Here is a 23,556-nt window from a genome sequence, read left to right on the forward strand (position 1 = left end):
CTTTTCCATGAATGGATGATGTAGTGCGTTAACTTTGCAGGGTGATAAAGTAATTTGATAACCCTGATCGGTGGCTTCAGTGCTTATTGCCCTTGAAGCGGATGGGGAATACTGATATCATAGCGATAATATTCACTTCATATGTAAGCTACGGATGGAAAGGGTGGGGGAAAAATGACAAACAGAGCGTATAATTTTAATGCAGGACCAGCGGCACTGCCACTTGAGGTTTTGGAGCGCGCGCAAGCAGAATTTGTTGATTTTCGTAATACAGGCATGTCGATTATGGAGATGTCACACCGTGGGGCAGTGTACGAGTCCGTACATAATGAAGCTCAGGAGCGCTTATTGTCGCTGCTAGGCAATCCGAAGGGGTACAAGGTTCTATTTCTTCAGGGCGGAGCAAGCACACAGTTCGCCATGCTGCCGATGAACCTGCTCGGGGCTGGCCAAACTGCAAGTTACGTAATGACGGGCAGCTGGGCCAAAAAGGCGTTGTCTGAAGCGAAGCTGATTGGTGAAACGCACATCGCGGCTTCTTCCGAAGCAGATAAATACATGAAACTGCCGGATGTATCCAATTTGAGTTTGCCTGATCGTACCGCTTACGTGCATTTGACATCCAATGAGACGATCGAGGGTACGCAATTCAAGTCTTTCCCGGATACAGGATCTGTACCGCTAATTGCTGACATGTCGAGTGATATCTTCTGTAAACCATTCGATCTTAATCAGTTTGGCATGATTTATGCGGGTGCACAGAAAAACCTTGGACCGTCCGGAATTACCGTGGTGATTGCCCGTGAGGAGCTGGTAAAAGAATCACCAAAAACGATTCCAACGATGCTTCGTTACAGTACCCATACCGAAAACAATTCCCTGTATAACACCCCGCCTTCTTTCTCTGTTTATATGGTGAATGAAGTTTTGAAATGGATTGAAGAACAAGGCGGACTGAAGGGTATCGAGCAAAAGAACATCAAGAAAGCGGAATTGCTTTATAACACGATTGATTCCTCTGGGGACTTCTATCGTGGTTGTGTGGATGCTGCAGACCGATCCCTGATGAACGTGACGTTCCGCCTTGCTTCGGAAGAATTGGAGAAACAATTTATTAAAGCTTCCGAACAGGAAGGGTTCGTTGGATTGAAAGGACACCGCAGCGTTGGGGGCCTTCGTGCTTCCATCTACAATGCAGCTCCTTATGAAAGTGTTAAGGCACTGACAGACTTTATGAGCCACTTTCAGCAAACAAATGGATAATTGATAAGGGACAAGATGATGAACCTTAGCATTCACATCTAAGCCCTTCCAGAGCCTTCCACATTGACGTGTGGGAGGCTTTTCTTTAGAATTAGAGGATTGCAACAGATACAACAGATACATGAATGTAAAGGAGATTGAACACATATGGCTTTGCATATCGTTCTGGTTGAACCGGAGATTCCCGCGAATACCGGCAATATTTCTCGCACATGCGCGGCTACGGGCACTCATCTGCATCTGGTTCGCCCACTCGGATTCCGGACGGATGATGCTACCCTGAAACGGGCTGGCCTGGATTACTGGCATGCAGTTCACATTGAATATCATGATTCATTCGCTGAGGTTCAGGAGCAATACCCTGAAGGACGCTTTTTTTACGCAACCACGAAGGCGAAGAACCGATATACCGATTTTACATTCCAGGATGGAGATTTTTTGGTTTTTGGCAAAGAAACTAAAGGGCTGCCTCCCGAACTGATTGCTGCTAATCCGGATACTTGTATGAAAATGCCCATGACAGGGGATGTTCGTTCGTTAAACCTGTCCAATTCGGCTGCGATTATCGTGTACGAGGCATTACGACAGCTTAATTTCCCGGGTATGGATTGATCCTATTTCGTGATCAGGTGACTGTTAGAATTCGCTAAAAAAACATTTTTCAAAAAAAAGGACAAAAAATGTTTATTTCCAGCAGGATTCGACAAAATCTTGGCGAATCTTTAAACATAGTACAATTGTACCTAGAAATTTAGAGTAAGATAGGAGAGGTGTGCCGTAGCTATGAAGCCAGCTGGAGTAGTTCGCAAAGTTGACCAATTGGGTAGGATCGTATTGCCTAAATCTTTGCGTAAAAGGTATCAAATGAATGAGGGAGATCCTGTAGAGATCTTAGTACAAGGGGACCATATCATTCTGGAGAGATACCGTCCAAAATGTATTTTCTGCGGATCGATGGAAGAAGTCAATGAGTTTAAAGAGCGTTACATATGCGCACAATGTCTGGATGAAATGACCCAGCTTCCACAGCACGGGTAAGTAAAATAAAGAAGTATCATGACCGATAAAGGCATGATGCTTCTTTTTGTTATCCGATATTTTTTTGCTGAATAGGGCTAGTCTTGAATAACTTATAAATCAGCTCTATAGATTGGTTTCAAGATGGGGGAGGATCTCGGACCAGATCAGGTCCAAAATGGCCTGCATGTTCAGTTCATCACTATTGATGGCAACAACAGCGTTGAGTTCGGGAAGGACCACGCATAATTGGCCATAGGCCCCGTCAGCGCGGTAGGCGTTATGGGAACACAGCCAAAACTGATAACCGTAGCCTTGACCCCAATCCCCTTCTCCAGACGTGGCGATCTGTCGAGTTGTGGCGAGATCTATCCATTCCGCAGGAATCAGTTGAGTGCCTTTCCAGTTCCCTTTTTGAAGCAATAGCTGTCCAAATCTGCCTAATTCCTCAGTTGTAAGCTGCAAACCCGCACAACCCAGGGTAATGCCCAAGGGAGAGGTCTCCCACTCCACGTTGAAAATCCCCAGTGGTTCAAACAATTTGGGAATTAAATAGTCCTTCACTGTCTGACCTGAGGCTGCCTGGAACATGGCCGAGATCATAAAAGTATCGGCACTGCTGTATGTAAATGCTTCACCAGGGACTCTGTCGAGTGGCAGTGACATGTAATATTTAGCCCAATCCTTTTCCTTAAGAGTAGCCCGCTCCTCTGCCCAGAGCACTGGAACGTCATGCCCTGAAGACATCCGCAGCAGGTCATACAACGTGAGGTCTGAAGGAGAAAAGGCTGTTAAATCAGGGGCAGGTGTCGGCCAAGTAAAATATTCTCCCAGCTTGGATTCAAGCGTCAATATACCTTCATCAAGAGCCATTCCTATAGCCATACAGGTAAACGACTTACTTATAGAATGCTGTAAGCGGCGAGTATCCTCGGTGCGGTTCCACTGTTCCCTTGTTTCACCGTGCTGCAGCACCCGAACAGAGAGTACGTTTAATTGCTGAGCTTCGATATGATGAACAAAAGTATTTACGATGCTGGACATAATAACATCCTTTCTGCAAAAAAAGACGCAATTTTAGAGTTGGTGAAACGTTTCCGCAATCTGTAACCAAAATTAGGGTTTATGTTATTACAAACCTGAAGTGATGTCAATGAAAGATGTGCAACCGGTTACCAAAAGATTATATTTTCACAATAAAAGTGCCTTTTGACGCAAATTTACACTTGAACAAGAAGTTTTTTGAGAAAAAAACGCGAAATTTGTAAAAAGGTTATTGACAGGATTTACTCATCGGGATTATGATTTATTCGAAACGATTCGAAGAAATCGCTTCCAAGTAAAAAGTGCTGTTTTTAAGACCATATGAATCAACGTTAGCTATGTTTTGAAACGATTCGAGAAAATCGTTTCGATGACCTAGTAAGCTACGGGGGAATGGCAAGGAGTTGTAGCAGGAAAACAAAAGTAGAGAGAGTACAGGCGACAACTGATGATGAAAGGGGTTCCATATGGCGCACATAACGATCGAAACCGGATCGCCTACACTATGCATGAACACAAGCATACATGTAGTGTCCTGTGACTCCGGAGAGACTTCAGGCGGTACGCTATATCTGCTGCATGGGGCAGGTGATAATGCGAGTACATGGCAACGATTGACTACAATCGAAATGTACGCTGCACAATATAGCTGTACCATCATCATGCCAGAGGCAAACCGAAGCTACTACACCGATATGGAATACGGCCTGAATTACTTCCATTACATTACTCAGGAATTGCCTGAGTTTTGCAGGCGTCAGCTCAACCTGAATACGGATCCTGCGAAGACTTACATTGCGGGTTTGTCCATGGGGGGATATGGTGCTTTAAAATGCGCACTGACTTATCCTGAACGTTATCGCAAAGTGGTCTCCTTATCCGGGGTAACCGACATTCGGACACGGCTTCATGATCCTCATATGCCACCAGGCATGATCAAGGAAATGAAAGCGGTTTTTGGAGAACGGTTACAGGTGAAGCCCGATCAGGACATCTACGCACTGTCAGCAAAATTGCTGCAAGAGGGCCGGCCCTTACCAGAAGTACTTAGCTGCTGCGGTGAAAGTGATCCATTTGTTGAAATGAACCGCAGATTCGCCGCGTACATGCAGGGGACTGCGTATCAATTCCGGTATGTTGAATCTCCGGGAGCTCATGAATGGAGATTTTGGGAGCAGCACCTGAGAACCATGTTTGATTTTCTGTATAACGACAAGACCATAGTAGAGTGAGGAGATGCAAATTGAAACCTGCAGCCGAAGGACCTAGCAAAAAGCTGAAGGGAAACTTGAAAGGCAATTCGCTCTGGAGTGAAATCTGGAAGCACAGAATGACGTACACCCTGCTTATTCCGGGGCTCGTCTGGCTTATTCTGTTCGCCTACATGCCAATGGGCGGCCTGTCCCTGGCATTCAAAGATTACAAGGCGAACCTGGGCATCTGGGGAAGTCCATGGAGCGGATTTGAGAACTTCAAATACGTTTTCCGGGATCCGACGTTCATAGATGCGGTATGGCGGACATTGTATATCAACATTTTGAAGCTGATTATTCAATTCCCGTTCCCGATTATCCTGGCCCTTTTATTGAACGAATTGCGGATGCGCAGAGGGAAAAAGTGGTTCCAAACCGTTCTTACTTTCCCGCACTTCCTGTCCTGGATTATCGTATCCGGGGTTGTCATCAACGTACTGGCGTATGACGGTTTGGTGAATAGTACGCTTGCGTTGCTCGGATTGCCAACCATTAACTTCCTTGGTTCCGAGTCGAACTTTGTACCGATGCTTCTGTTAACCGATATCTGGAAGTCAAGTGGTTGGAGTGCCATCATCTTCCTTGCAGCGATCTCCGGTATCGATCAGGATCAATACGAATCCGCACAGATCGACGGAGCGTCCCGTTTGCAGCAGATGTTCCGGATCACATTGCCGAACATCATGCCGACCATTACGGTTATGTTTATCCTGTCTGTCGGCGGATTAATGTCTTCCGGTTTCGATCAGATCTTCAACTTGGCGAATGCCGCTACCAAAAACGTATCGGAAGTACTCGATGTATACATCTATCGGATTACGTTCCAATCATCAACCGACTTCTCCTTCTCAACGGCGGTCAGCTTGTTCCGTTCCCTTGTGAATATGGTCTTGCTGCTTCTTGCTGACAGATTTGCGAAGCTGCTTGGCGGAGACGGATTGTTCCGATAAGAAAGGAGGAAAAATGAAATGAGCAAGAAAGCTACCAAAAAGTCGAAGATTGGTACAGAACGAATGACGCTTCTCGATTATGTTATCTTCGCCATATTACTTGTGCTTGCCTTGATGATCCTGATTCCGTTCTGGAATGTCATTATGATTTCGTTCGCAACACAAAAAGAATATGCCGACAATCCATTATTGATGTTTCCTAAAGAGTTCACTCTGGATTCCTATAAAGCGCTGTTCGCTGACGGAACTATTCTTTCGGGGTACAAAAACACACTGATCCTGCTTGTTATCGGCTTACCTCTTAGTATGTTCCTGACAACAAGCATGGCGTATGGACTAAGTCGGAGCAACTTTCCGTTTAAGAAATTTATCTTTTTCCTGGTGCTGTTCACCATGATTTTCAATGGTGGTATCGTACCACTTTACCTGATCATGAAATCACTTCACCTGACAGGGTCGCTATGGTCCGTTATTCTGGCGGGAAGTTTCAGTGCATTCAACATGATCCTGATGATGAACTACTTCTACACTTTGCCGGAATCGCTAATGGAATCAGCGCGACTGGATGGTGCAGGAGAGTGGAGAATACTGTTCAACGTCGTTCTTCCGCTCGCTACACCTATTATCGCAACGATCACACTGTTCTACGGCGTGGCCTACTGGAACAGTTGGTATGATGCGATGATCTTCCTGCGAAAGGCGGATCAGTTACCACTGCAGAATGTACTTAGGACGATTATCTCTACATCGCAGACCAATGCCTCCAATGCTTCCAGCGTGGATGCAACCCAAGTCAGCAATTTCTCAATGGGTATGAAAATGGCCGCGGTATTTGTCACTATGGTACCGATTATGTGTTTCTTCCCAATGCTGCAAAAACATTTTGCCAAAGGGGTATTAACAGGGGCTATCAAGACCTGATTATACGTATAGGATTTTGACTTAAAATTCTACTAAAAACATGGGGGTAAAAGCATGAAGACGAACAAAAAGTTGTCTGTTAGATCCATTTTTGCCATCACGCTCTGTCTGTTGATGTTGGTGGTGACAGCTTGTTCCAGTGGCAGTTCAGAAGGCAGCAACGAGAAGGATGCAGAGGGAAATTATACAGATAACCTGACCATTTCTGTAGCTAACCTGACGGAAGTGAAAAACGGGAACATGGATAACGAGTTCCATAAATTCTGGACAGACAAATTCAATGTAACTTGGGATTACAACTATATTGATTGGGATTCCTGGGGCGAGAAACTTCGCCTGTGGATCAACTCAGGTGATTTGCCGGATGTATCCGTATGGAACTATGTTCATGGTGATGCCTTGAATAATATTGATCAAGGACTCTTCTACAAATTCCCGGATGACTGGAAGGAACGCTGGCCAAACGTGGCAGCAGCCTACAACTTGACAGGACTCGGAGATAAGTTGGAAGAACTGACTGGCGGAACGTATCTCTTGCCTAGACCAATTTATTATGAGAACAAACCTGCTGATCCGCTGACAAACCAAATCGGGGTTATTGCTCTCCGTAAAGACTGGGCTGAAGCGGTTGGTTTCGAGCTGAAAGATGCGTATACAACATCTGAAATTAATGAATATGCTGCGCTTGTGAAAGAAAAAGATCCAGGCAAAGTAGGCAGCAAACTTGTACCTCTGTCCTACAATGCGGCAGACGCTATGACAAACATGATTATGCCGAACAGCGTGCATGCAATGACGGATTCTCCGTTCTATAAAGGTGAAGATGGTCAGTTCCACTGGGGACCAGCAGATCCTGAGACGCTGACAGGGCTGAAATTGATGCAAAAAGCCTATAAGGATGGATTGCTCAATCCAGAGTTCTACACATGGAAAAACAATGAAGGTCAAAACAACTTTAAAGTAACAGGTACTGCTGCAGTTACAAGTTTGGGTGGATTGGCTTCATACAGACAAGGTTTGGACACTGATATGAAGAAGAATCTGGGTGTAGATAGTGATGAGCTGGTACACACTGCAATCGTTCTTGGAGATGACGGGAAATACCGCAACCTGGAGCAAGCAAACTTCTGGTCCGCGCTGATTTTCAACCCTGAGATCAGTGACGAGAAATTTGAACGAATTATGGATCTGATCGACTACTCTGCGACAAAAGAAGGACAACTGCTTATTAACATGGGCTTCGAAGGAACGGACTGGAAATATGATGAGAACAACGAACTGGTTAGCTTGTTGCCAGAAGGAACAGTTCTGGAAGACAAATACCCAGCACGCTTCGAAGGTCTGTATCTCCTGGGTGACGACTTCAGTGTTGTAAACCCTGCTATTAAAAAGGATTACCGTGATAGAGCTGTAAAACTGTTCGAGGAAAAAGCAAAACTCGGTACAGAAGGTCAATCGCTCGCAACATACGACTGGGATGTCAACCTGTACGATTCCAAAGCTAAGAGTCAAGCTTCATTCGATTACCAGAACGAATATGCCAACCTGATCCTCAAAAGTGGAGATCTGGAAGCTAACTGGAAAGAATGGGTGAACAGCAAGATGTCCCTGGTTCAACCTTACCTGGATGAACTGAACAGCGAATTCAAGTAATCATTCAGTAGTTAACAAGATGGGACATGACAGGACGATTCTGTCAGCCCACCATTCTGAACCCGGTGCGCGGTCTCTCCCCGAACGCAGCCGGGTTCTTTATTTCAACAACGTGCAGTGGAGGATAATAGATATGAACAATGAGCAGCTGCTTGACCTTGTCAAACAAATGACGCTGGAGGAGAAAACCGCCCAGCTTCTTCAGCTGACCGCCAATTTTTACGAAGGAACAAATGTGGAGGGTCAGATTACAGGACCGATGGAAGAGATGGGCATTACAGAGCAATCTGTCGATGCCAGTGGCTCGATCCTGGGCTTGTCAGGCGCACAGGCCATTATTGATGTGCAGCAAGCTTATATGAAAAAAAGCCGACTTGGCATTCCGCTTTTGTTTATGGCAGACGTGGTTCATGGTTTCAAAACCATTTTCCCGATCCCGCTGGCTATTGGCTGTTCATGGGATACGGACTTGGCGGAGAAAAGTGCAGAGATCGCAGCCCGCGAATCGGCAGTGTCCGGTTTGCATGTCACATTTGCACCAATGGTCGATCTGGTTCGTGACCCGCGCTGGGGCCGTGTAATGGAAACGACAGGCGAAGATCCTTATCTCAACAGCCTGTTTTCGGCTGCCTTTGTACGCGGATATCAGGGAGACAGCCTCAAGGATGAGCCGGACCGTCTGGCTGCTTGTGTGAAGCACTTTGCGGCGTATGGAGCAGCAGAGGGTGGACGCGACTACAACACAGTAGACATGTCCGAACGAAACCTGCGTGAATACTATTTGCCGGCTTACAAAGCTGCTTTGGACGCAGGCGTGGAAATGGTGATGGCTTCGTTCAATACTGTAGATGGCATTCCAGCGAGTGGAAATGAGAAGCTGATGCGCGACATTTTACGTGACGAGTGGGGCTTTGATGGTGTATTGATCTCGGATTGGGCCTCCATCCGCGAGATGATTGCACATGGCGCAGCTGAAGATGACCGTGAAGCTGCATACCGTGCCATCCGTGCAGGAGTGGATATCGAGATGATGACTCCTTGTTATGTTAGTCATCTGCCTGAACTGATCCAGAGTGGTGAAGTGGAAGAATTGCTTATAGATGAAGCGGTATTGCGTATTTTGCAGCTGAAAGAAAAACTGGGATTGTTCGACAATCCAATCCGTGCAGCGGATCCGGAACGTGAGAGCGAAATTGTATTTTCGAAGGAACATCGTCAGGTATCCTATGAGCTGGCAACCAAATCGGCAGTCTTGCTGAAAAATGAGAACGGTGTTCTCCCGCTTCAGCCAGAAGCGAATGTGGCGTTGATTGGTCCCTTTGCCCAAAGCGAAGACATTCTCGGCTGGTGGTCCTGTGAAGGCGTGAAGGAAGATGCTGTCAAACTGGGATCCGCACTGCAGGAGCGTCTGCATGACGGACAGGTTCACATTGCCCAAGGTAGCGGTGTTCACACCATTACAGCGGAACAAATCGCTGAAGCACTGGAAACGGCGAGCAAGGCAGATCTTATCGTTCTGGCTCTGGGAGAAGACGCTGAAATGAGCGGTGAAGGCGGTTCGCGTACCGATATTCGTCTGCCAGCAGCTCAGCTTGAACTCGTCAAGCAGTTGAAGGCAACCGGTAAACCAATTGCCAGCGTGATTTTCAATGGCCGTCCTTTGGATCTGCATGGTCTGTTCGAAGAATCGGATGCCGTGCTTGAAGCATGGTTCCCGGGCAGTGAAGGCGGAGCAGCGATTGCCGATGTTCTTACCGGTGTGGTGAATCCATCCGCACGTCTGACCATGTCGTTCCCGCAATCCGTAGGTCAGATCCCGGTATATTATAACCATTTCAATACCGGACGTCCTCTGAATCCGGAGAAAACAGAAGAACGTTATGTTTCGAAGTATATTGATAGCCCGAACGAGCCGCTGCTTCCGTTTGGTTATGGCTTGTCGTACACCACGTTCGAATACGGTGATTTGGAAGTATCGAGCCAAGAAATGACTGCCAATCAACCGATCAGCATTCAGGTTCGTGTAACTAATACCGGCCAGCGCGCAGGTGTGGAGACTGTTCAACTATATGTACGTGATGTATCCGGTGAAGTGGTACGACCAATGCGAGAGCTGAAGGGTTATGCGAAACTTGCACTCGCACCGGGCGAGAGCGGTACTGCAACATTTTCTTTAAATGAGAAACAACTTCGTTATCATCATTCCGATTTGAGTTATCGCAGTGACAAAGGGACGTTCCAGATTTTTGTCGGTCCTAATAGCCGCGATACGCTGGAAAGTACGTTTAAGCTGGTGTAATTGCTCAGAACGTTAAGAATATTTCAGGTGAATGGACTTCACATAAAAATGCAGTGAAGCTGCACTGCCTTCTTCCTTTGCTGATCGGTAGAGGGACTAGGTAGGATAGGAGGATAAGAAAAAATATATGAATACGATGACTAAGTCGCAAATTAACGTTCAAGCCGGCGAACTGAGTTTTACGTTCTGGGAGAGCGGTGATTTGTTCCAGGCCGTAAGTGGACAGGCCATGATCAATCAATTAATGACGAGCCCGGTGGACGGTGCTATGAACAATCTCTATTTGCGTTTTCATAACAAATCCGGTATTCGTTTTGTTCCAATGCTTGGCATACATTCCGACAGTCAGGTCCATCATGACGGAGACCGTTTGGTGTGGACGGGAAATGCCGAAGGTGTGACGTATCAGGTTGTTTTAGCACCTGCTGCCCAAGGAGTTTGGTTCTGGGATGTCACGGTTAACGGGGAAGGGGAAGAAGTAGATGTTATCTACGGCCAGGACATCGGCATTGCCGATCCGGGAGCTGTACGTAGTAACGAAGCTTATCTGTCGCAATATATTGATCATGCCGTGTTTGAAGATGACAAGCTGGGCTATATTGTAGCTTCCCGGCAAAACCAACCTCAGGGCGGGGTGTTTCCTTATGTGCAGCAGGGTTCATTGACCCGTGCCATCGGTTATTCGACAGATGGTTTCCAGTTCTTCGGCTTAAGTTACAAGGAAACGAATATTCCGGAGAGCCTGCTTAAGCCGTCACTGGCCAATGAAGTATATCAGTATGAATTTGCGTATACGGCCCTCCAGTCGGAGAAAGTGGTTTTGAATGGCGAAACCCGCTTTGTCTTTTATGGCCTTTTCCAGGCGAATCACGCAGCAGCCGTGAAGGAACTGGAATATAAGGAAGTTGTGGAACAAGCCTGGGACGAATATGAAGCGAAACGTACAGCGAACGCAGCTGCAGCAGCTGGCTCTGCCAACGCTTTGCCCAAAGTTTCCCTGAACCCGGCTCTGGGTGAGCCGCTTCGTACTTTGGCTATGTCCGAGGATGAAGTGAATTCCCGTTTCCCGGCTTCAAAAAGACATCAGGAAGAACACGTCGATGGCGAGCTGTTGGCTTTTTTTACAGACACGTATGAACATATAGTTCTCAAGGAAAAAGAAATGCGCGTGGAGCGTCCACACGGCCATATTCTGATGAGTGGCAACAATGTGAAACTGGGTCAGAACGTGATCACAACCACTTCATATATGTACGGAATTTTTAACTCCCACATTGTTGTTGGTAATACGAATTTCAACAAGATGATGAGCAATGCGCGCAGTGCGTTGAATGTCGCCAAATCCTCCGGCCAGCGGATCTACGTGGAGATGGATGGAGTCTTCCATTTGCTCACGATGCCTTCCCTCTTCGAGATGGGCTTCAACTATGTACGCTGGTATTACAAAACGGCTCAGGACACGCTGATCGTCACCAACTATACAACATTGGATACTCCCGAAATACGTTTGCATGTGAAATCGGAAAAAGGAATTGCCTATCGCTATCTGATTACCAATCAGATCACCATGAATGTGAATGAATTCGAGCTGCCTGCCCGTGTAACCGAACAGAATGGCGAACTGAGCATTAAGGCGAATCCAAGTTCTCTTAGTGCCAAAGAGTACCCGAATCTGGAGTACCGCATGTCCGTAAGCGGAGCGGCAGTGAAGGTTGGGGATGAAACCCGATTGGCGAGTGGTGTAAATTCGGGCGATGGTTCACTCTTTACATTGCAGCTGGGCAGTACGGAAGAATGGACAATGACGATTCAAGGTCTGCTTGAAGGTGGACATGTGGTGTTGTCCCCACGCAGCTTCGAGGAAGAAGTTGACGCGTATCGTGCCTTTTATGGGGAAGTCATGAACGGGTTCCATCTGTCACGTCCTGGGAAGCAAAATGCGGAAGAGCTGTTCAAGGTCAATGCACTTGCATGGTGGTATACCCACAATATGCTGGTACATTACTCTGTTCCACATGGTTTGGAGCAATATGGCGGTGCTGCTTGGGGAACGCGTGATGTATGTCAGGGACCGGTCGAATACTTCATGGCTACACAAAAATATGAACAGGTCCGCGATATTCTGAAAATGGTGTATTCGCACCAGTATGAGGATGACGGCAACTGGCCTCAATGGTTCATGTTCGATCGTTATTTCAAAATTCAGCAGGAAGAGAGCCATGGAGACATCATTGTATGGCCGCTCAAAGTACTGAGTGACTATCTGATTGCCACCAAAGATTATTCTATTCTGGATGAAAAAGTTCCTTACACCGTTAAACACGGTTTCCACTTCAGTGAGGCTAAGGCAACGGTGCTGGAGCATGCACAAAAAGAGCTGGAGTATATCCGCAGTCACTTCCTGCATGATACGTTCCTGTCTTCATATGGGGATGGAGACTGGGATGATACACTTCAACCGGCAAATGCCCAATTGAAACAGTACATGGTCAGCAGCTGGACCGTTGCTCTTACGTATCAAACGCTGAGTCAGTTATCCAGAGCACTTGTGCCTGTACAGCCGGAACTTGCAGCAGAATTAAGCAGCATGGCAGCAGGTGTGAAAAAGGATTTTAACAAATACATGCTGGATACAGAGGTTATCCCTGGTTTTGTATATATGGAAGACCCGGAACAGGCTAAACGCATGCTGCATCCGGATGACAGCGAGACAGGCATCCAGTACCGCCTTTTGCCGATGACGCGCAGCATGATTGCCGAGCTTCTGGAGCCTGAACAGGCCGCTTCCCACTATCGTCTGATTAAGGAGAAGCTGTTCTGCCCGGATGGCGTAAGGCTCATGAACCGTCCAGCACAATACGATGGCGGGGTCAGCACACATTTCAAACGTGCAGAACAGGCATCGAACTTCGGACGGGAAGTAGGTCTGCAATATGTGCATGCACATATCCGCTACATTGAGGCAATGGCGAAGCTTGGTCATCCAGAGGAAGTCTGGAATGGTCTGGGCATCATCAACCCGGTAGGTATTCAGCAAGTCGTGCCTAACGCGGATCTTCGTCAAAGCAATGCTTATTTCAGCAGTTCTGACGGCAAATTCAACAATCGATATGAAGCACAGGAACAGTTTGGTAAGCTTCGCACTGGTGAAGTTCAGGTAAAAGGCGGATGGAGAATCTACTCCAGCGGACCGGGGATTTACATCAACCAGCTGATTTCAAACGCGCTGGGCATTCGTCAAGAGGAAGAAGATCTCGTACTTGACCCGATCTTGCCAGCCAGTCTGGATGGATTGCATTTTGACTTCCAATATAACGGGAAGAAAGTGACATTTGTCTATCATCTTACCGGAGAACCGATACAACACATGCTGTTGAATGGCAAGGAACTGGAAGCGACGAGACTGCAACAGCCATATCGTCAAGGAGGACTGCGCATTTCTCGCACAACCCTTGAACAGAACCTTGGCGAGAGCAATGTGATTGAGATTTACTGCTAAAAAAGAAGTCAGGTCCTCCAACCCGGAGGGCCTGATGAACAAAACAGGGGAGCGAAGATTGTGGTCAGTATCAAGGATATCGCCAAAAAGGCGGGAGTTTCGATCTCTACCGTGTCGTATGCGCTGAATGGCAGCAATAAAGTGACTGACGAGACCAGCTCCAAAATTTTGGCCATTGCCAAAGAGCTGAACTATGTTCCAAACGCTGCCGCGAGAACGTTGAAGAAACGCGAGTCCAAAATTCTCGGTGTATTTCTGACAGACTTTAGCGGAGATGTATACGGGGATTTGCTTAGTGGTATGAAGACCGTTTGCAATGCGCAAGGTTATGACCTGATTGTCTGCAGTGGTGAGCAATCACATCGGATGCTTCCGGAGCGAATGATTGATGGAGCGGTTATACTCGACCACACATTTGCCAGCAAGGAACTGCTGCAGTATGCCGATCGGGGTCATAAAATTGTCGTTCTTGACCGGGAATTGGATCATCCCAACATTAATCAGGTACTGCTGGATAACAAGGCAGGAGCTACACTGGCAATGGAGCATCTTATTGAACAGGGACATACGAAGATATATGTTGTTACAGGGCCAGAAGGTTCATTTGACTCTGCCCAGCGGATGAAAGCGGTGAGGCAGGTCACCGAGCGTGAAGCGAATGTGGAATGGATAGAGATTGAGGGGGATTTCGAGAAAAGTGGCGGAGAACAGGCAGCTGAGTTGATTATTCGGGACTATACGGAACCCGTTGCAGTATTTTGTCTTAATGACGAGATGGCGATTGGGCTATGTAACCGTCTTGCGGAAACCGATCTGCAGATCGGCCGGGATGTTGACGTTATCGGTTTTGACAATATTGAACTGAGCAAATATGTTCAGCCGAGATTGGTTACTATCGATTATTCCAAACGGAAATGGGGCTCCCTCGCAGCCGAGCAGTTAATCAAAATTATCGCGGGAGAACCCGTGGATCATGAACGGATCTACGTCACTCTGGTGGAAGGCGGCTCCGTTCGCAGCCAGGTTCAACAAGAGACTCGTTTGCCGAATCGCCATGAACGGGCGGTCAGCTATTAATGGCAGGGATTGTTTATTCAAAAGGGTTAATCAAGACCAGCTATAAACCGTGCTGTTGCTGCACCTCAAGAGACAAGGCTTAGAAGAATTACAGCATTCTTTTAAGCCTTGTCTCTTGGTATATACACGTATCTAGGCATAAAAAAACCTCTCCTAAGAGAGGCTCGGCCTTTAGAGGCCCTTGGTTTTGTCGTTGTTGTAGGATGCAGTGAAAATGCCTGTCATATACAATGCGAGTACAATTGCAATAATCCAGAATGTCAATGAGAACGACATACACTTGCCACCTCCTGCACAATTAGCACTTTCTTCTATTATAACCAATAAAGGAAGAAAAGGAATGCCTATTGAGGATCATTTGTAAAATAAAAAGTGAGTAGGCACGGGTCTGAGATTGCCATCCGATGGATTGTTCACAACCCGGTTGTTCAGGATCAACGAGGAGGAACCGCCGCCATCCAGATTATAGGCATCAACCACGCCCAGCTTGTACAACCGGCCTTGAAGCTCTTCAAGGGTGGCTCCCGAGCTGCCGTTTTCGTTATATCCATCCACAACAATAATAAGCAGCTGATCGTCCTTATAATTACCGATCACGGTACGAGGGGCTCTCTTGGGTGATACTTTCCATTTGGCTGGAATAACTGTTTTCTTCCCGTTCTGGAGCAGGACAGGCACAAAGGTTGCTCCGAATTGTGGTTTTAGGCGATCCAGCGAACTTTTATCGAAAAATTTACCGCCGACCAGTTTGCCGGTATCGTTGAGTCCTACAAAAAACAGGTCCTTGAAGCTGGCCTGGAAGCCGTTCACATACTTACCGTCCATGACCGTGGTACTGAGCGGGTAACGTTTGCCGCCACTATCTGCGAATCCGCCGGCATTGATTCCGGCGATTGCACCATTTCGCTTGACAGCCTGCATGGTCGTTTCGGCTTTTCCTGGTTCGCTGCTCAGAGCCATTTTCATGGCCGTAGGGTCTTTGAGTTTTATTTTCATGGCATAGCCCTTATACGAGCCTGGGTTCACTCTGTAGAGTTCGATCGTAAGCCGATCACTGTTAACCCGTTCGAGCGGAACGCCCAGCTTGGCTGAAATACGCTGATTGTAAATTGTTTCCGGACGTGCTGCCTGAACGGATGCCGATTGTACAATGGTAGACATCGTACTGGTCGTTCGATTATACAGCTCTGTCGTTCTTTTAATAGAAGAAGAAGTTTGAACGGCAGCTTCCTTAGCCCCAGCTAGCTCCTGACGAATGGCCTGGGTCTGGGGAGTAATGGTCTCCTCCGACAGTTCAGAATAAATGAAATCCCCGGTTTCGAGCGGGGGACGAAGCAGCAGCAAACAGAAGATCAGTCCAATAAAGGGAGCAAGTGCAAGCATAAAAAAACGATTAACCTGTTTGACGGGTGTAATCATTTGAGCAGGTCCATCTTTTTCTGGAGAGTTTCCAGTTGCTTTTTGACTTCGCTCAGTTGGGTGTACAACTTGTTGCTGTTATCCGTTTTGTCGCTTGCATTATCCTTGGTAAACGTCAGCAGCTCATTGAAGGATTGTACTTGTCCCTGCAAGTCCGCTACTTCCTTAGATATCGTTGTTAGCTGCTTTTCATAGTCCGCCTTTAGCGCGGCAATCTGCTGCTGATTATGGGCCTGAATCTGACTAATCATCTGTTTCTGAAGGTGGTTGCTATAATAGTAGGTTCCCATAACTCCCAGTGCAATGAGAACAATCCACATGACCAGAAATAGCTTGACTGAAGATCCGGCCTTGCCTTTGGCGCTCCGGGTGTGATGGATGTCAGAAGGTTGAGCAGAAGGTTTCATATCATCACTCCTGGTTATTAATAGATACTAAAAAAATTCCAGTCCTCATTCTATCATGCCACTATTGATTACGCAAAAATGAAATTCTTTAAGTAATAGGATAAAAAGAGATTGCATCGGAAGGAAGTCCTAGGATACAATTTCTTATAGATGCAATAAGTAGGAACTTTGGGCAGGATTTTCGACTTTTTTAGCTAGTGATGCAGGAAAATTATACTATATTTTGCATGGATGAGGTATATGAAATCCAGTGTCATGACGCTGTTGTGGTGAAATAAAGAAGAAAAATAGAAGCTATGCAGCTGTATCAATTGTTTTCCGTCATATTTCGACATTTTTCGACTTTGCTTCCTCTATAAGCGGACTGTCGCAGGTATGGTGGCGAATCAAGGCAAAAAAGCAGAAAAGTATTTGTCCAATACATAACCAGGGGGAACAACCATGAAAAAAGTATGGCAGGTGGTCATCGTAGATATCCACCCGACCAGCATGCTGGGTACCAAATTGATATTGGAAGAGCAGCAGGATTTGCTTGTACGGGGCATGACATCAACAGGTACAGAAGGACTAGAGTTGGTTAAAATCCATCAACCCGACCTGATCTTGATGGATTATCGGCTTCCCGAAGGACAGGCCGATCCATATATAACCCAGATGAAAAATCTGTCCGCACACAGTCATGTCATTATTTTGACAGATGAAGACAATGTGAAGCTGTTTCGTCATCTGATGGGTCTCGGTGCAAGCGGAATGTTGTCGAAACAGGCTTCCCCTAGCCAGCTGATTCACCTTATTTCGGGGTTGCGGGAGGGATGTGTGTCCATTCCGTTGTCCTGGCTCACAAGCACGGACTGGGCTCAGCCGGCTGACTCTCCGGTAGAAGAGTTTCTTGTTGAACTGACAGAAACTGAAACTTTTATTATGGAAAGAATTGTTCAGGGCGTAACCTATGATAAAATAGCCAGTGAGATTAACGTCAGCCGACGTTCCATTGATAACTACCTGCGCAAAATCTATGTAAAGCTGGATGTAAGCAGCCGCGCGCAAGCGATTGAACGTTACGCCTTATATGCGAGACAGGCCAAGACACTCTCCTGATCACCGTGCTTCATTTTTAATGAGCGTAAAGGTTTGGAACAGTAGGGAAGGTCAATCGTCATATTCGGCGTTCAGCAGGAATAGGTTGTAGTGGCTGCGGACTGCGAGCACAGTTCGGAATTGATGAAAGGGGAACGGACCGATGAAATATTTCTTCGCCTCCCGTACAAACAGGCTGTTGTCTTCACCACTCCGGGATATTCGTGAGATGTCTGGCCGTGATTATTTCATTTCTCTGGCCGAAGAGTTACCTGCAGAGGAATTATTTCCGTTCAAGCTGCTGGAAGAAGCGGCAGTATCTGTATTCAGTTCTGGACCATCTGCTCTTCAGTATGGTGAGCCGGCCGGCTACAGGCCTTTAAGAGAGTGGCTGGGCAAGGACTGGAATATCCGAAAAGACATACGTACAGTACCTGAACAGATTTTATTAACCACAGGAACCCAGCAGGCGATTGATTTGGTCATGCGTCTGCTGCTGGAGCCGGGGGATTCCGTTTTGGTGGAGCATCCCACCTCTCCAGGCTGTCTCGAAGTTTTGGAAATGCAAGGAGCCAAAATTGTACCTGTCCTTGGCGATTCTGACGGCATTTTACCCGATCTGTTGGAGCACCACATGCAGCAGCTGAGACCCAAGCTGCTTTTTGCTGCACCCAGTTTTTCGAACCCTACAGGCATATTATGGTCCATGGAACGGAGAGAGGCGGTGCTTGATCTGTGCTCCCGTTATGGAGTATTGCTGGTAGAGGATGACTCGTATGGCGAGCTTCACTTCGACGGTCTGGAGACGGCAGACTTTTATCGCAAGTTTCCCTCATTATTTGCGCTGGATACGGCTGATCAGGGCGGGCATGTTCTGTATATCGGCTCGTTCAGCAAAACGGTTGCACCTGCACTTCGTACGGGCTGGGCGGCAGGCCATCCTGCCCTGATACAAGCCATGGCTTCGGTCAAACGGATTGCGGACGGGCAATCCAGTCCAATGAATCAACGGTTGTTGTACCAGCTTCTCGCTCAGTCTCCATTTAAATGGAGTGACCATCTCTCCATGCTGAACCGGGAATACAAGATCAGACTTAAGCTGATGCTTGAATTGCTCAAAAGGCCTGGCTGGAAAGGTGTGCAGTATACGATCCCCAAAGGGGGCATGTACCTGTGGGTGCAGCTGCCTGAGGGTCTGGATAGCGGAGCATTGCTCAAAGTCGCACTGTCCAAAGGGGTATCCTTTCTGCCTGGCTCCCTCTGTTCCACAGGTGTTCCCGATCAGCGTCACATTCGATTGAATTTCAGTCATCCCGGCCGCGATGAGCTGCTGCTTGGAATGAACCTGATCAGTGAGGCCATCTCGGAATTTACGGCGCGAAATTAACCAGGTCAGATGGGAGAGATCGAGAGAGGGCTCCTTCAGATTGCAGCTGCAGCTATGGGGTTTAGGAAGTTTGAGATATTGAATCGTTTATAAAGGGTGTCATATCCCAAAGTAATTACGTTATTGCATCCACTAACATTTTTATATATAATATGTATTAATGAGTTGTTATTTTCTTTATATAAGCTGAATTCAATGCATTTCAGGAGAAGCACTCATATATTTTAATTAACGGGGGAACGAACATGTCCAACATTTTATTTGTAAAAGCAAACGACCGTCCTGCGGATCAAGCAGTCAGTGTCAAATTGTACGATGCATTTTTGAGCGCATACAAAGAATCCCACCCAGGTGATACGATCACTGAGCTGGATCTCTACAATACAGATATTCCTTACTACGGCAACACTGTAATTACTGGTGGATTCAAAGCAGCTAACGGAATCGAAGCAACTGCTGAAGAGCAACAAGCTGCTGCACTGGCAGCTCAATTGCAAGATCAATTCCTGGCAGCTGACAAAGTGGTATTTGCATTCCCACTGTGGAACTTCACTGTTCCTGCACCACTGGTAAACTACATTTCCTATCTGAGCCAAGCTGGCAAAATGTTTAAATACACAGCTGAAGGCCCTGTAGGTCTGGTTGGCGACAAAAAAGTGGCATTGCTGAATGCACGTGGCGGCGTTTACTCCGTAGAGCCAATGGCATCTGCTGAAATGTCCGTAAAATATGTAACAAACGTACTTAACTTCTGGGGTATCCAAAACCCTGAGCTCGTTATCGTTGAAGGTCACAATGCTTCTCCTGATCGTTCCCAAGAGATCGTGGACGCTGGCCTGAAATTGGCTGCTGAAGTAGCAGCAAGCTTCTAATCGCTATTATATAGAATCATTTCAAAAAGAGCCTGTTATCTCTGAGGAGATAATAGGCTTCTTTGTGCATCATGAGTGCTGCATGCTATTCAATCTTTGGACGCCGGGGCGGAAGTCCCCCCTTGATGCACCAGGTACGGTTCAATTACCTCTGCAATTTCCTCTAGTCCTTCAACGTTGAAGTCATCTATAGAATTCCGGCTGCCTGACACATGCATATTTTGTTCCAAAACCTCGTGGTCTTCCAGCATGTGCGCATGTTCGGTCAGGGCTTGAACCCCCATAATCGTGAGCACGTATTTCCCACGTGACAATCGTTCGAACCAGCCATAATAATTCTTCTGCAAAATGGCCGCAGCTGAGCCGACACCCGTTTGTCTCGCCAATACGGCAGGGGAGGCCTCTCCATGGCTTCGAAGGGCAGAAGCGACGCGCAATGCCTTTTCCCGGTATGCAGTTACCAACTGTCTGCGGGTACTGCCACCCGTATTATAGTCTCCGCTGCGCTCTTCAAACTCTCGCAGCAGCCGTTGACGCCTAACTCCACCTTTGCGGGAAGGGGCACGGCTTGGAATGTTCTGTGCCGCAGGTTCGCACAGCACATCAATGAGTGGTGACTTTGTTTTATAGAACGTCACGGTAATCAGGCCCAGCCCAAGCTGTTGGCACAGTGCTGCAAGTTCACTCCAGCGCTGATTGACAGCACCCCGTTTGCTCCGGTTCCGTTCTACCGCGAGATAAACGAATGGGCTGAGCTTCAATCGCTGCATCCCCTGCAGCAGCAGGGAGAGATTGAACGTTTTTTTCATCTCCACAATAAGTGGTTCATCCTGACCGGGTTTAACCCCAACCAGATCGCAATGTCTGACCTCAGCCTTGATGATGAAGCCGCGCTGCTCGAAGAAGGTTTTTAGCGGCGAATATAACTCGGTCTCGTATTTTACTGCCATCGTTTCTGCCCCTTTCCCAAGAAGTTGTCCGTGGCGGGACGTTGTCCGGTTTCCTGAATTTAGAACCTTTATTATATCATAACTGTGCTTTTTTTTCTGAGGGCACAAGATGTCTGATAGAACAGGGAATAGCCGAAATTAAGACCCTTGAATTGAAAAAAAGAGGTCAACTTATCCGATTTGCCGCATAGGTATGTAATACACTTTTCACAACAATACAACACGTTTGGACAGAGGGTGGCGGGACTAATCCGGACCGCAGATTGGTATTCAAGCAGGAGCTGCAATTCTATTGATTTCTTCATACCATTCGGAATGGTTGACAATCACACTAAAGGAGCCATGGGAGGTACCAAGCATGAATATTTTTGAACGCGTTGCGGAATATCGGGCAGAGAGTGACCGTTTGTCATGGAATGGAACATTTGAAGATTATATTGCATTGTTGAGAGAGGACCCGACTCCGGCAATGACGGCTCACGCACGAGTGTACCAGATGATTGAATCGTTTGGCGTGGAAGAAGTCGGGGGGCACAAACGGTACAAGTTTTTTGAACAGGAGATATTTGGGCTGGATCGCTCCATTGAGAAGCTGGTCGAGGAATACTTTCATTCAGCAGCACGCCGTTTGGATGTACGGAAACGGATTCTGCTCCTGATGGGTCCCGTAAGTGGAGGGAAGTCGACGCTCGTGACACTGCTAAAGCGTGGTCTTGAGCAGTTCTCACGTACAGAGAAAGGCGCCATATACGCCATTGAGGGATGCCCAATGCATGAGGAGCCGCTGCATCTGATTCCGCTTGAGCTTCGTCCAGAAGTGGAGAAGGAAATTGGTGTCCGCATTGAGGGTAACCTTTGCCCATCCTGCCAGATGAGACTTCGGACTGAATATGATGGTGATATCAGCAAGGTGCGGGTGGAGCGGGTCATTGTTTCCGAAGATAACCGGGTGGGAATTGGTACATTCAGTCCATCCGATCCGAAATCGCAGGATATTGCCGACCTGACCGGCAGTATCGACTTCTCGACCATTACCGAGTTTGGTTCCGAATCCGATCCGCGTGCGTATCGTTTTGATGGCGAATTAAACAAGGCAAACCGTGGATTGATGGAATTTCAGGAGATGTTGAAATGTGATGAGAAGTTTCTGTGGAATCTCTTATCGCTCACACAGGAAGGCAATTTCAAAGCGGGTCGATTCGCTTTAATTAGTGCCGATGAAATGATTGTTGCTCATACGAATGAATCCGAGTACAAGTCGTTTATTTCTAATAAAAAGAATGAAGCCCTGCAATCCCGGATGATCGTTATGCCCATTCCCTACAATCTGAAGGTTTCCGAAGAAGAGAAGATTTATGGAAAGCTCATTCAGCAAAGTGACATGAAACATGTTCATATTGCACCGCATGCCCTGCGGACCGCAGCCATTTTCTCCATACTTACCCGCTTGAAGGAAACGAAAAAACAAGGCATGGATCTCGTCAAAAAAATGCGGATGTATGATGGTGAGGAAGTCGAGGGTTACAAGGAAGCCGATCTGCGTGAAATGCAAAATGAGTATTTGGATGAAGGGATGTCCGGCATTGATCCACGTTATGTCATCAACCGGATATCCAGTGCTTTGATTAAGCAAAACCTTCAATGCATTAACGCATTGGATATTCTGCGGGCAATCAAGGACGGTCTGGACCAGCATGCTTCCATTACCAAAGAAGAGCGTGAGCGTTACCTGAACTTTATTGCCTTGGCACGAAAAGAATACGACGAACTGGCTAAAAAGGAAGTCCAAAAAGCGTTTGTGTACTCGTTTGAGGAGTCTGCCCGAACGCTGTTCGAAAATTACCTCGATAACATCGAGGCCTTCTGCAACTGGTCGAAAATTCGTGATCCGTTAACCGATGAGGAGATGGACCCGGATGAGCGCTTGATGCGTTCGATTGAGGAGCAGATCGGCATTTCCGAAAATGCAAAAAAAGCATTCCGGGAAGAGATTCTCATTCGAATCTCGGCTTACTCACGGAAGGAGCGCAAATTCGAATACAGCAGCCATGATCGTCTGCGTGAAGCCATTGAGAAGAAGCTGTTTGCTGATTTGAAAGACATTGTTAAGATTACGACCTCAACCAAAACACCGGATGCGACACAATTGAAACGTATGAATGAAGTGATCAAACGGTTAATTGAGGAACATGGATATACTGCAGCCAGTGCGAATGAACTGCTGCGTTACGTGGGCAGTCTGCTCAATCGCTAATCTGAAACAAACCATTCCGGATCAGGCTCCTGATGTCTGCTGTGAGGCTCCTTCACGGCAGACTAAGGAGTCTTTTTGCGTGAATATTCATTTAAACACCCGAAAAACTGACACAAAAGGTTAAATTCATGACAAATTAGTTCTAAAGATATATGTAAGTTTAGGTAGTTTAGTCTATAATCGGAACAGTAATTTTATAAACTGGAGTATTTTA

The 23,556-nt window shown here is 46.9% G+C and carries 18 protein-coding genes; 14 read left to right on the forward strand and 4 right to left on the reverse strand.

Features of this window, described 5'->3' with window-relative positions; translation table 11 throughout:
* The first annotated feature begins 174 nt into the window (after positions 1 to 174).
* The 3 genes from serC to HP552_RS33030 all read left to right on the forward strand — a co-directional run bounded on the left by serC (position 175) and on the right by HP552_RS33030 (position 2,301).
* Positions 175 to 1,263 carry a 3-phosphoserine/phosphohydroxythreonine transaminase gene (serC, locus tag HP552_RS33020; RefSeq protein ID WP_175399551.1) on the forward strand — a complete coding sequence of 363 codons (1,089 nt, stop codon included), beginning with the start codon at positions 175 to 177 and terminating at the stop codon, positions 1,261 to 1,263.
* Positions 1,264 to 1,410: 147 nt separating this feature from the next.
* The gene (gene trmL, locus HP552_RS33025) at positions 1,411 to 1,875 is read left to right on the forward strand and encodes a tRNA (uridine(34)/cytosine(34)/5-carboxymethylaminomethyluridine(34)-2'-O)-methyltransferase TrmL (protein ID WP_175399552.1); all 465 of its coding nucleotides are present in this window, start codon (positions 1,411 to 1,413) and stop codon (positions 1,873 to 1,875) included.
* A gap of 171 nt (positions 1,876 to 2,046) precedes the next feature.
* Positions 2,047 to 2,301: an AbrB/MazE/SpoVT family DNA-binding domain-containing protein gene (locus tag HP552_RS33030; protein ID WP_024629045.1), complete on the forward strand. Its 255-nt coding sequence runs from the start codon at positions 2,047 to 2,049 to the stop codon at positions 2,299 to 2,301.
* 105 nt (positions 2,302 to 2,406) lie between these two features.
* Here HP552_RS33030 and HP552_RS33035 read toward each other — a convergent pair whose 3' ends face one another.
* A complete protein-coding gene (locus HP552_RS33035) occupies positions 2,407 to 3,324 on the reverse strand; it encodes a serine hydrolase domain-containing protein (protein WP_175399553.1) in 918 nt (305 codons plus the stop codon).
* 467 nt (positions 3,325 to 3,791) lie between these two features.
* Between HP552_RS33035 and HP552_RS33040 the strand changes: the two genes are divergently transcribed.
* From HP552_RS33040 to HP552_RS33070, 7 genes are all read left to right on the forward strand, one after another.
* Positions 3,792 to 4,556, forward strand: coding sequence for an alpha/beta hydrolase (locus HP552_RS33040; protein ID WP_175399554.1), 765 nt, complete (start codon positions 3,792 to 3,794; stop codon positions 4,554 to 4,556).
* An 11-nt stretch (positions 4,557 to 4,567) separates the two neighbouring features.
* Positions 4,568 to 5,527 (forward strand): ABC transporter permease, encoded by a 960-nt coding sequence (locus HP552_RS33045; protein ID WP_175399555.1) that lies wholly within the window; start codon positions 4,568 to 4,570, stop codon positions 5,525 to 5,527.
* Positions 5,528 to 5,545: 18 nt separating this feature from the next.
* Positions 5,546 to 6,448, forward strand: coding sequence for a carbohydrate ABC transporter permease (locus HP552_RS33050; protein ID WP_175399556.1), 903 nt, complete (start codon positions 5,546 to 5,548; stop codon positions 6,446 to 6,448).
* A 54-nt stretch (positions 6,449 to 6,502) separates the two neighbouring features.
* Positions 6,503 to 8,101: a type 2 periplasmic-binding domain-containing protein gene (locus HP552_RS33055; protein ID WP_175399557.1), complete on the forward strand. Its 1,599-nt coding sequence runs from the start codon at positions 6,503 to 6,505 to the stop codon at positions 8,099 to 8,101.
* A 133-nt stretch (positions 8,102 to 8,234) separates the two neighbouring features.
* The gene (gene bglX / locus HP552_RS33060) at positions 8,235 to 10,400 is read left to right on the forward strand and encodes a beta-glucosidase BglX (RefSeq protein ID WP_175399558.1); all 2,166 of its coding nucleotides are present in this window, start codon (positions 8,235 to 8,237) and stop codon (positions 10,398 to 10,400) included.
* Between the two features lie 127 nt (positions 10,401 to 10,527).
* Positions 10,528 to 13,899: a GH36-type glycosyl hydrolase domain-containing protein gene (locus tag HP552_RS33065; protein ID WP_175399559.1), complete on the forward strand. Its 3,372-nt coding sequence runs from the start codon at positions 10,528 to 10,530 to the stop codon at positions 13,897 to 13,899.
* Positions 13,900 to 13,959: 60 nt separating this feature from the next.
* Positions 13,960 to 14,976: a LacI family DNA-binding transcriptional regulator gene (locus HP552_RS33070; protein WP_175399560.1), complete on the forward strand. Its 1,017-nt coding sequence runs from the start codon at positions 13,960 to 13,962 to the stop codon at positions 14,974 to 14,976.
* Between the two features lie 354 nt (positions 14,977 to 15,330).
* On the opposite strand, the gene HP552_RS33075 is transcribed toward HP552_RS33070, so the two are convergent.
* Together HP552_RS33075 and HP552_RS33080 are read right to left on the reverse strand one after the other, a co-directional pair.
* A complete protein-coding gene (locus tag HP552_RS33075) occupies positions 15,331 to 16,395 on the reverse strand; it encodes a phosphodiester glycosidase family protein (RefSeq protein WP_175399561.1) in 1,065 nt (354 codons plus the stop codon).
* Positions 16,392 to 16,802 carry a uroporphyrinogen-III C-methyltransferase gene (locus HP552_RS33080; protein WP_175399562.1) on the reverse strand — a complete coding sequence of 137 codons (411 nt, stop codon included), beginning with the start codon at positions 16,800 to 16,802 and terminating at the stop codon, positions 16,392 to 16,394. Before HP552_RS33080 ends, HP552_RS33075 begins: the two co-directional genes overlap by 4 nt.
* 441 nt (positions 16,803 to 17,243) lie before the next feature.
* On the opposite strand from HP552_RS33080, the gene HP552_RS33085 reads away from it, so the two are divergent.
* The 3 genes from HP552_RS33085 (at position 17,244) to HP552_RS33095 (ending at position 20,138) form a co-directional block, all read left to right on the forward strand.
* Positions 17,244 to 17,900: a response regulator transcription factor gene (locus tag HP552_RS33085; protein ID WP_175399563.1), complete on the forward strand. Its 657-nt coding sequence runs from the start codon at positions 17,244 to 17,246 to the stop codon at positions 17,898 to 17,900.
* A 142-nt stretch (positions 17,901 to 18,042) separates the two neighbouring features.
* Positions 18,043 to 19,266 (forward strand): aminotransferase-like domain-containing protein, encoded by a 1,224-nt coding sequence (locus tag HP552_RS33090; RefSeq protein ID WP_175399564.1) that lies wholly within the window; start codon positions 18,043 to 18,045, stop codon positions 19,264 to 19,266.
* A 245-nt stretch (positions 19,267 to 19,511) separates the two neighbouring features.
* Complete coding sequence (locus HP552_RS33095) at positions 19,512 to 20,138, forward strand: FMN-dependent NADH-azoreductase (RefSeq protein WP_175399565.1); 627 nt, start codon at positions 19,512 to 19,514, stop codon at positions 20,136 to 20,138.
* A gap of 89 nt (positions 20,139 to 20,227) precedes the next feature.
* On the opposite strand, the gene HP552_RS33100 is transcribed toward HP552_RS33095, so the two are convergent.
* Complete coding sequence (locus HP552_RS33100; protein ID WP_175399566.1) at positions 20,228 to 21,088, reverse strand: DUF2161 domain-containing phosphodiesterase; 861 nt, start codon at positions 21,086 to 21,088, stop codon at positions 20,228 to 20,230.
* 358 nt (positions 21,089 to 21,446) lie between these two features.
* Here HP552_RS33100 and HP552_RS33105 point away from each other — a divergent pair, with 358 nt between their 5' ends.
* Positions 21,447 to 23,342, forward strand: coding sequence for an ATP-dependent protease PrkA (locus tag HP552_RS33105; RefSeq protein ID WP_175399567.1), 1,896 nt, complete (start codon positions 21,447 to 21,449; stop codon positions 23,340 to 23,342).
* Positions 23,343 to 23,556 lie beyond the last annotated feature (214 nt).

It is taken from the genome of Paenibacillus xylanilyticus, assembly GCF_013359935.1.
In the GTDB taxonomy this organism is placed as follows: Bacteria; Bacillota; Bacilli; order Paenibacillales; family Paenibacillaceae; genus Paenibacillus; species Paenibacillus xylanilyticus.

Coding starts and splice junctions, on each gene's coding strand:
- serC (WP_175399551.1), top strand. CDS start 175: ATGACAAACAGAGCGTATAATTTTAATGCAGGACCAGCGGCACTGCCA.
- HP552_RS33085 (WP_175399563.1), top strand. CDS start 17,244: ATGAAAAAAGTATGGCAGGTGGTCATCGTAGATATCCACCCGACCAGC.
- HP552_RS33040 (WP_175399554.1), top strand. CDS start 3,792: ATGGCGCACATAACGATCGAAACCGGATCGCCTACACTATGCATGAAC.
- HP552_RS33050 (WP_175399556.1), top strand. CDS start 5,546: ATGAGCAAGAAAGCTACCAAAAAGTCGAAGATTGGTACAGAACGAATG.
- HP552_RS33105 (WP_175399567.1), top strand. CDS start 21,447: ATGAATATTTTTGAACGCGTTGCGGAATATCGGGCAGAGAGTGACCGT.
- HP552_RS33030 (WP_024629045.1), top strand. CDS start 2,047: ATGAAGCCAGCTGGAGTAGTTCGCAAAGTTGACCAATTGGGTAGGATC.
- HP552_RS33090 (WP_175399564.1), top strand. CDS start 18,043: ATGAAATATTTCTTCGCCTCCCGTACAAACAGGCTGTTGTCTTCACCA.
- HP552_RS33035 (WP_175399553.1), bottom strand. CDS start 3,324: ATGTCCAGCATCGTAAATACTTTTGTTCATCATATCGAAGCTCAGCAA.
- HP552_RS33075 (WP_175399561.1), bottom strand. CDS start 16,395: ATGATTACACCCGTCAAACAGGTTAATCGTTTTTTTATGCTTGCACTT.
- HP552_RS33055 (WP_175399557.1), top strand. CDS start 6,503: ATGAAGACGAACAAAAAGTTGTCTGTTAGATCCATTTTTGCCATCACG.
- HP552_RS33100 (WP_175399566.1), bottom strand. CDS start 21,088: ATGGCAGTAAAATACGAGACCGAGTTATATTCGCCGCTAAAAACCTTC.
- HP552_RS33095 (WP_175399565.1), top strand. CDS start 19,512: ATGTCCAACATTTTATTTGTAAAAGCAAACGACCGTCCTGCGGATCAA.
- HP552_RS33080 (WP_175399562.1), bottom strand. CDS start 16,802: ATGAAACCTTCTGCTCAACCTTCTGACATCCATCACACCCGGAGCGCC.
- HP552_RS33065 (WP_175399559.1), top strand. CDS start 10,528: ATGAATACGATGACTAAGTCGCAAATTAACGTTCAAGCCGGCGAACTG.
- trmL (WP_175399552.1), top strand. CDS start 1,411: ATGGCTTTGCATATCGTTCTGGTTGAACCGGAGATTCCCGCGAATACC.
- bglX (WP_175399558.1), top strand. CDS start 8,235: ATGAACAATGAGCAGCTGCTTGACCTTGTCAAACAAATGACGCTGGAG.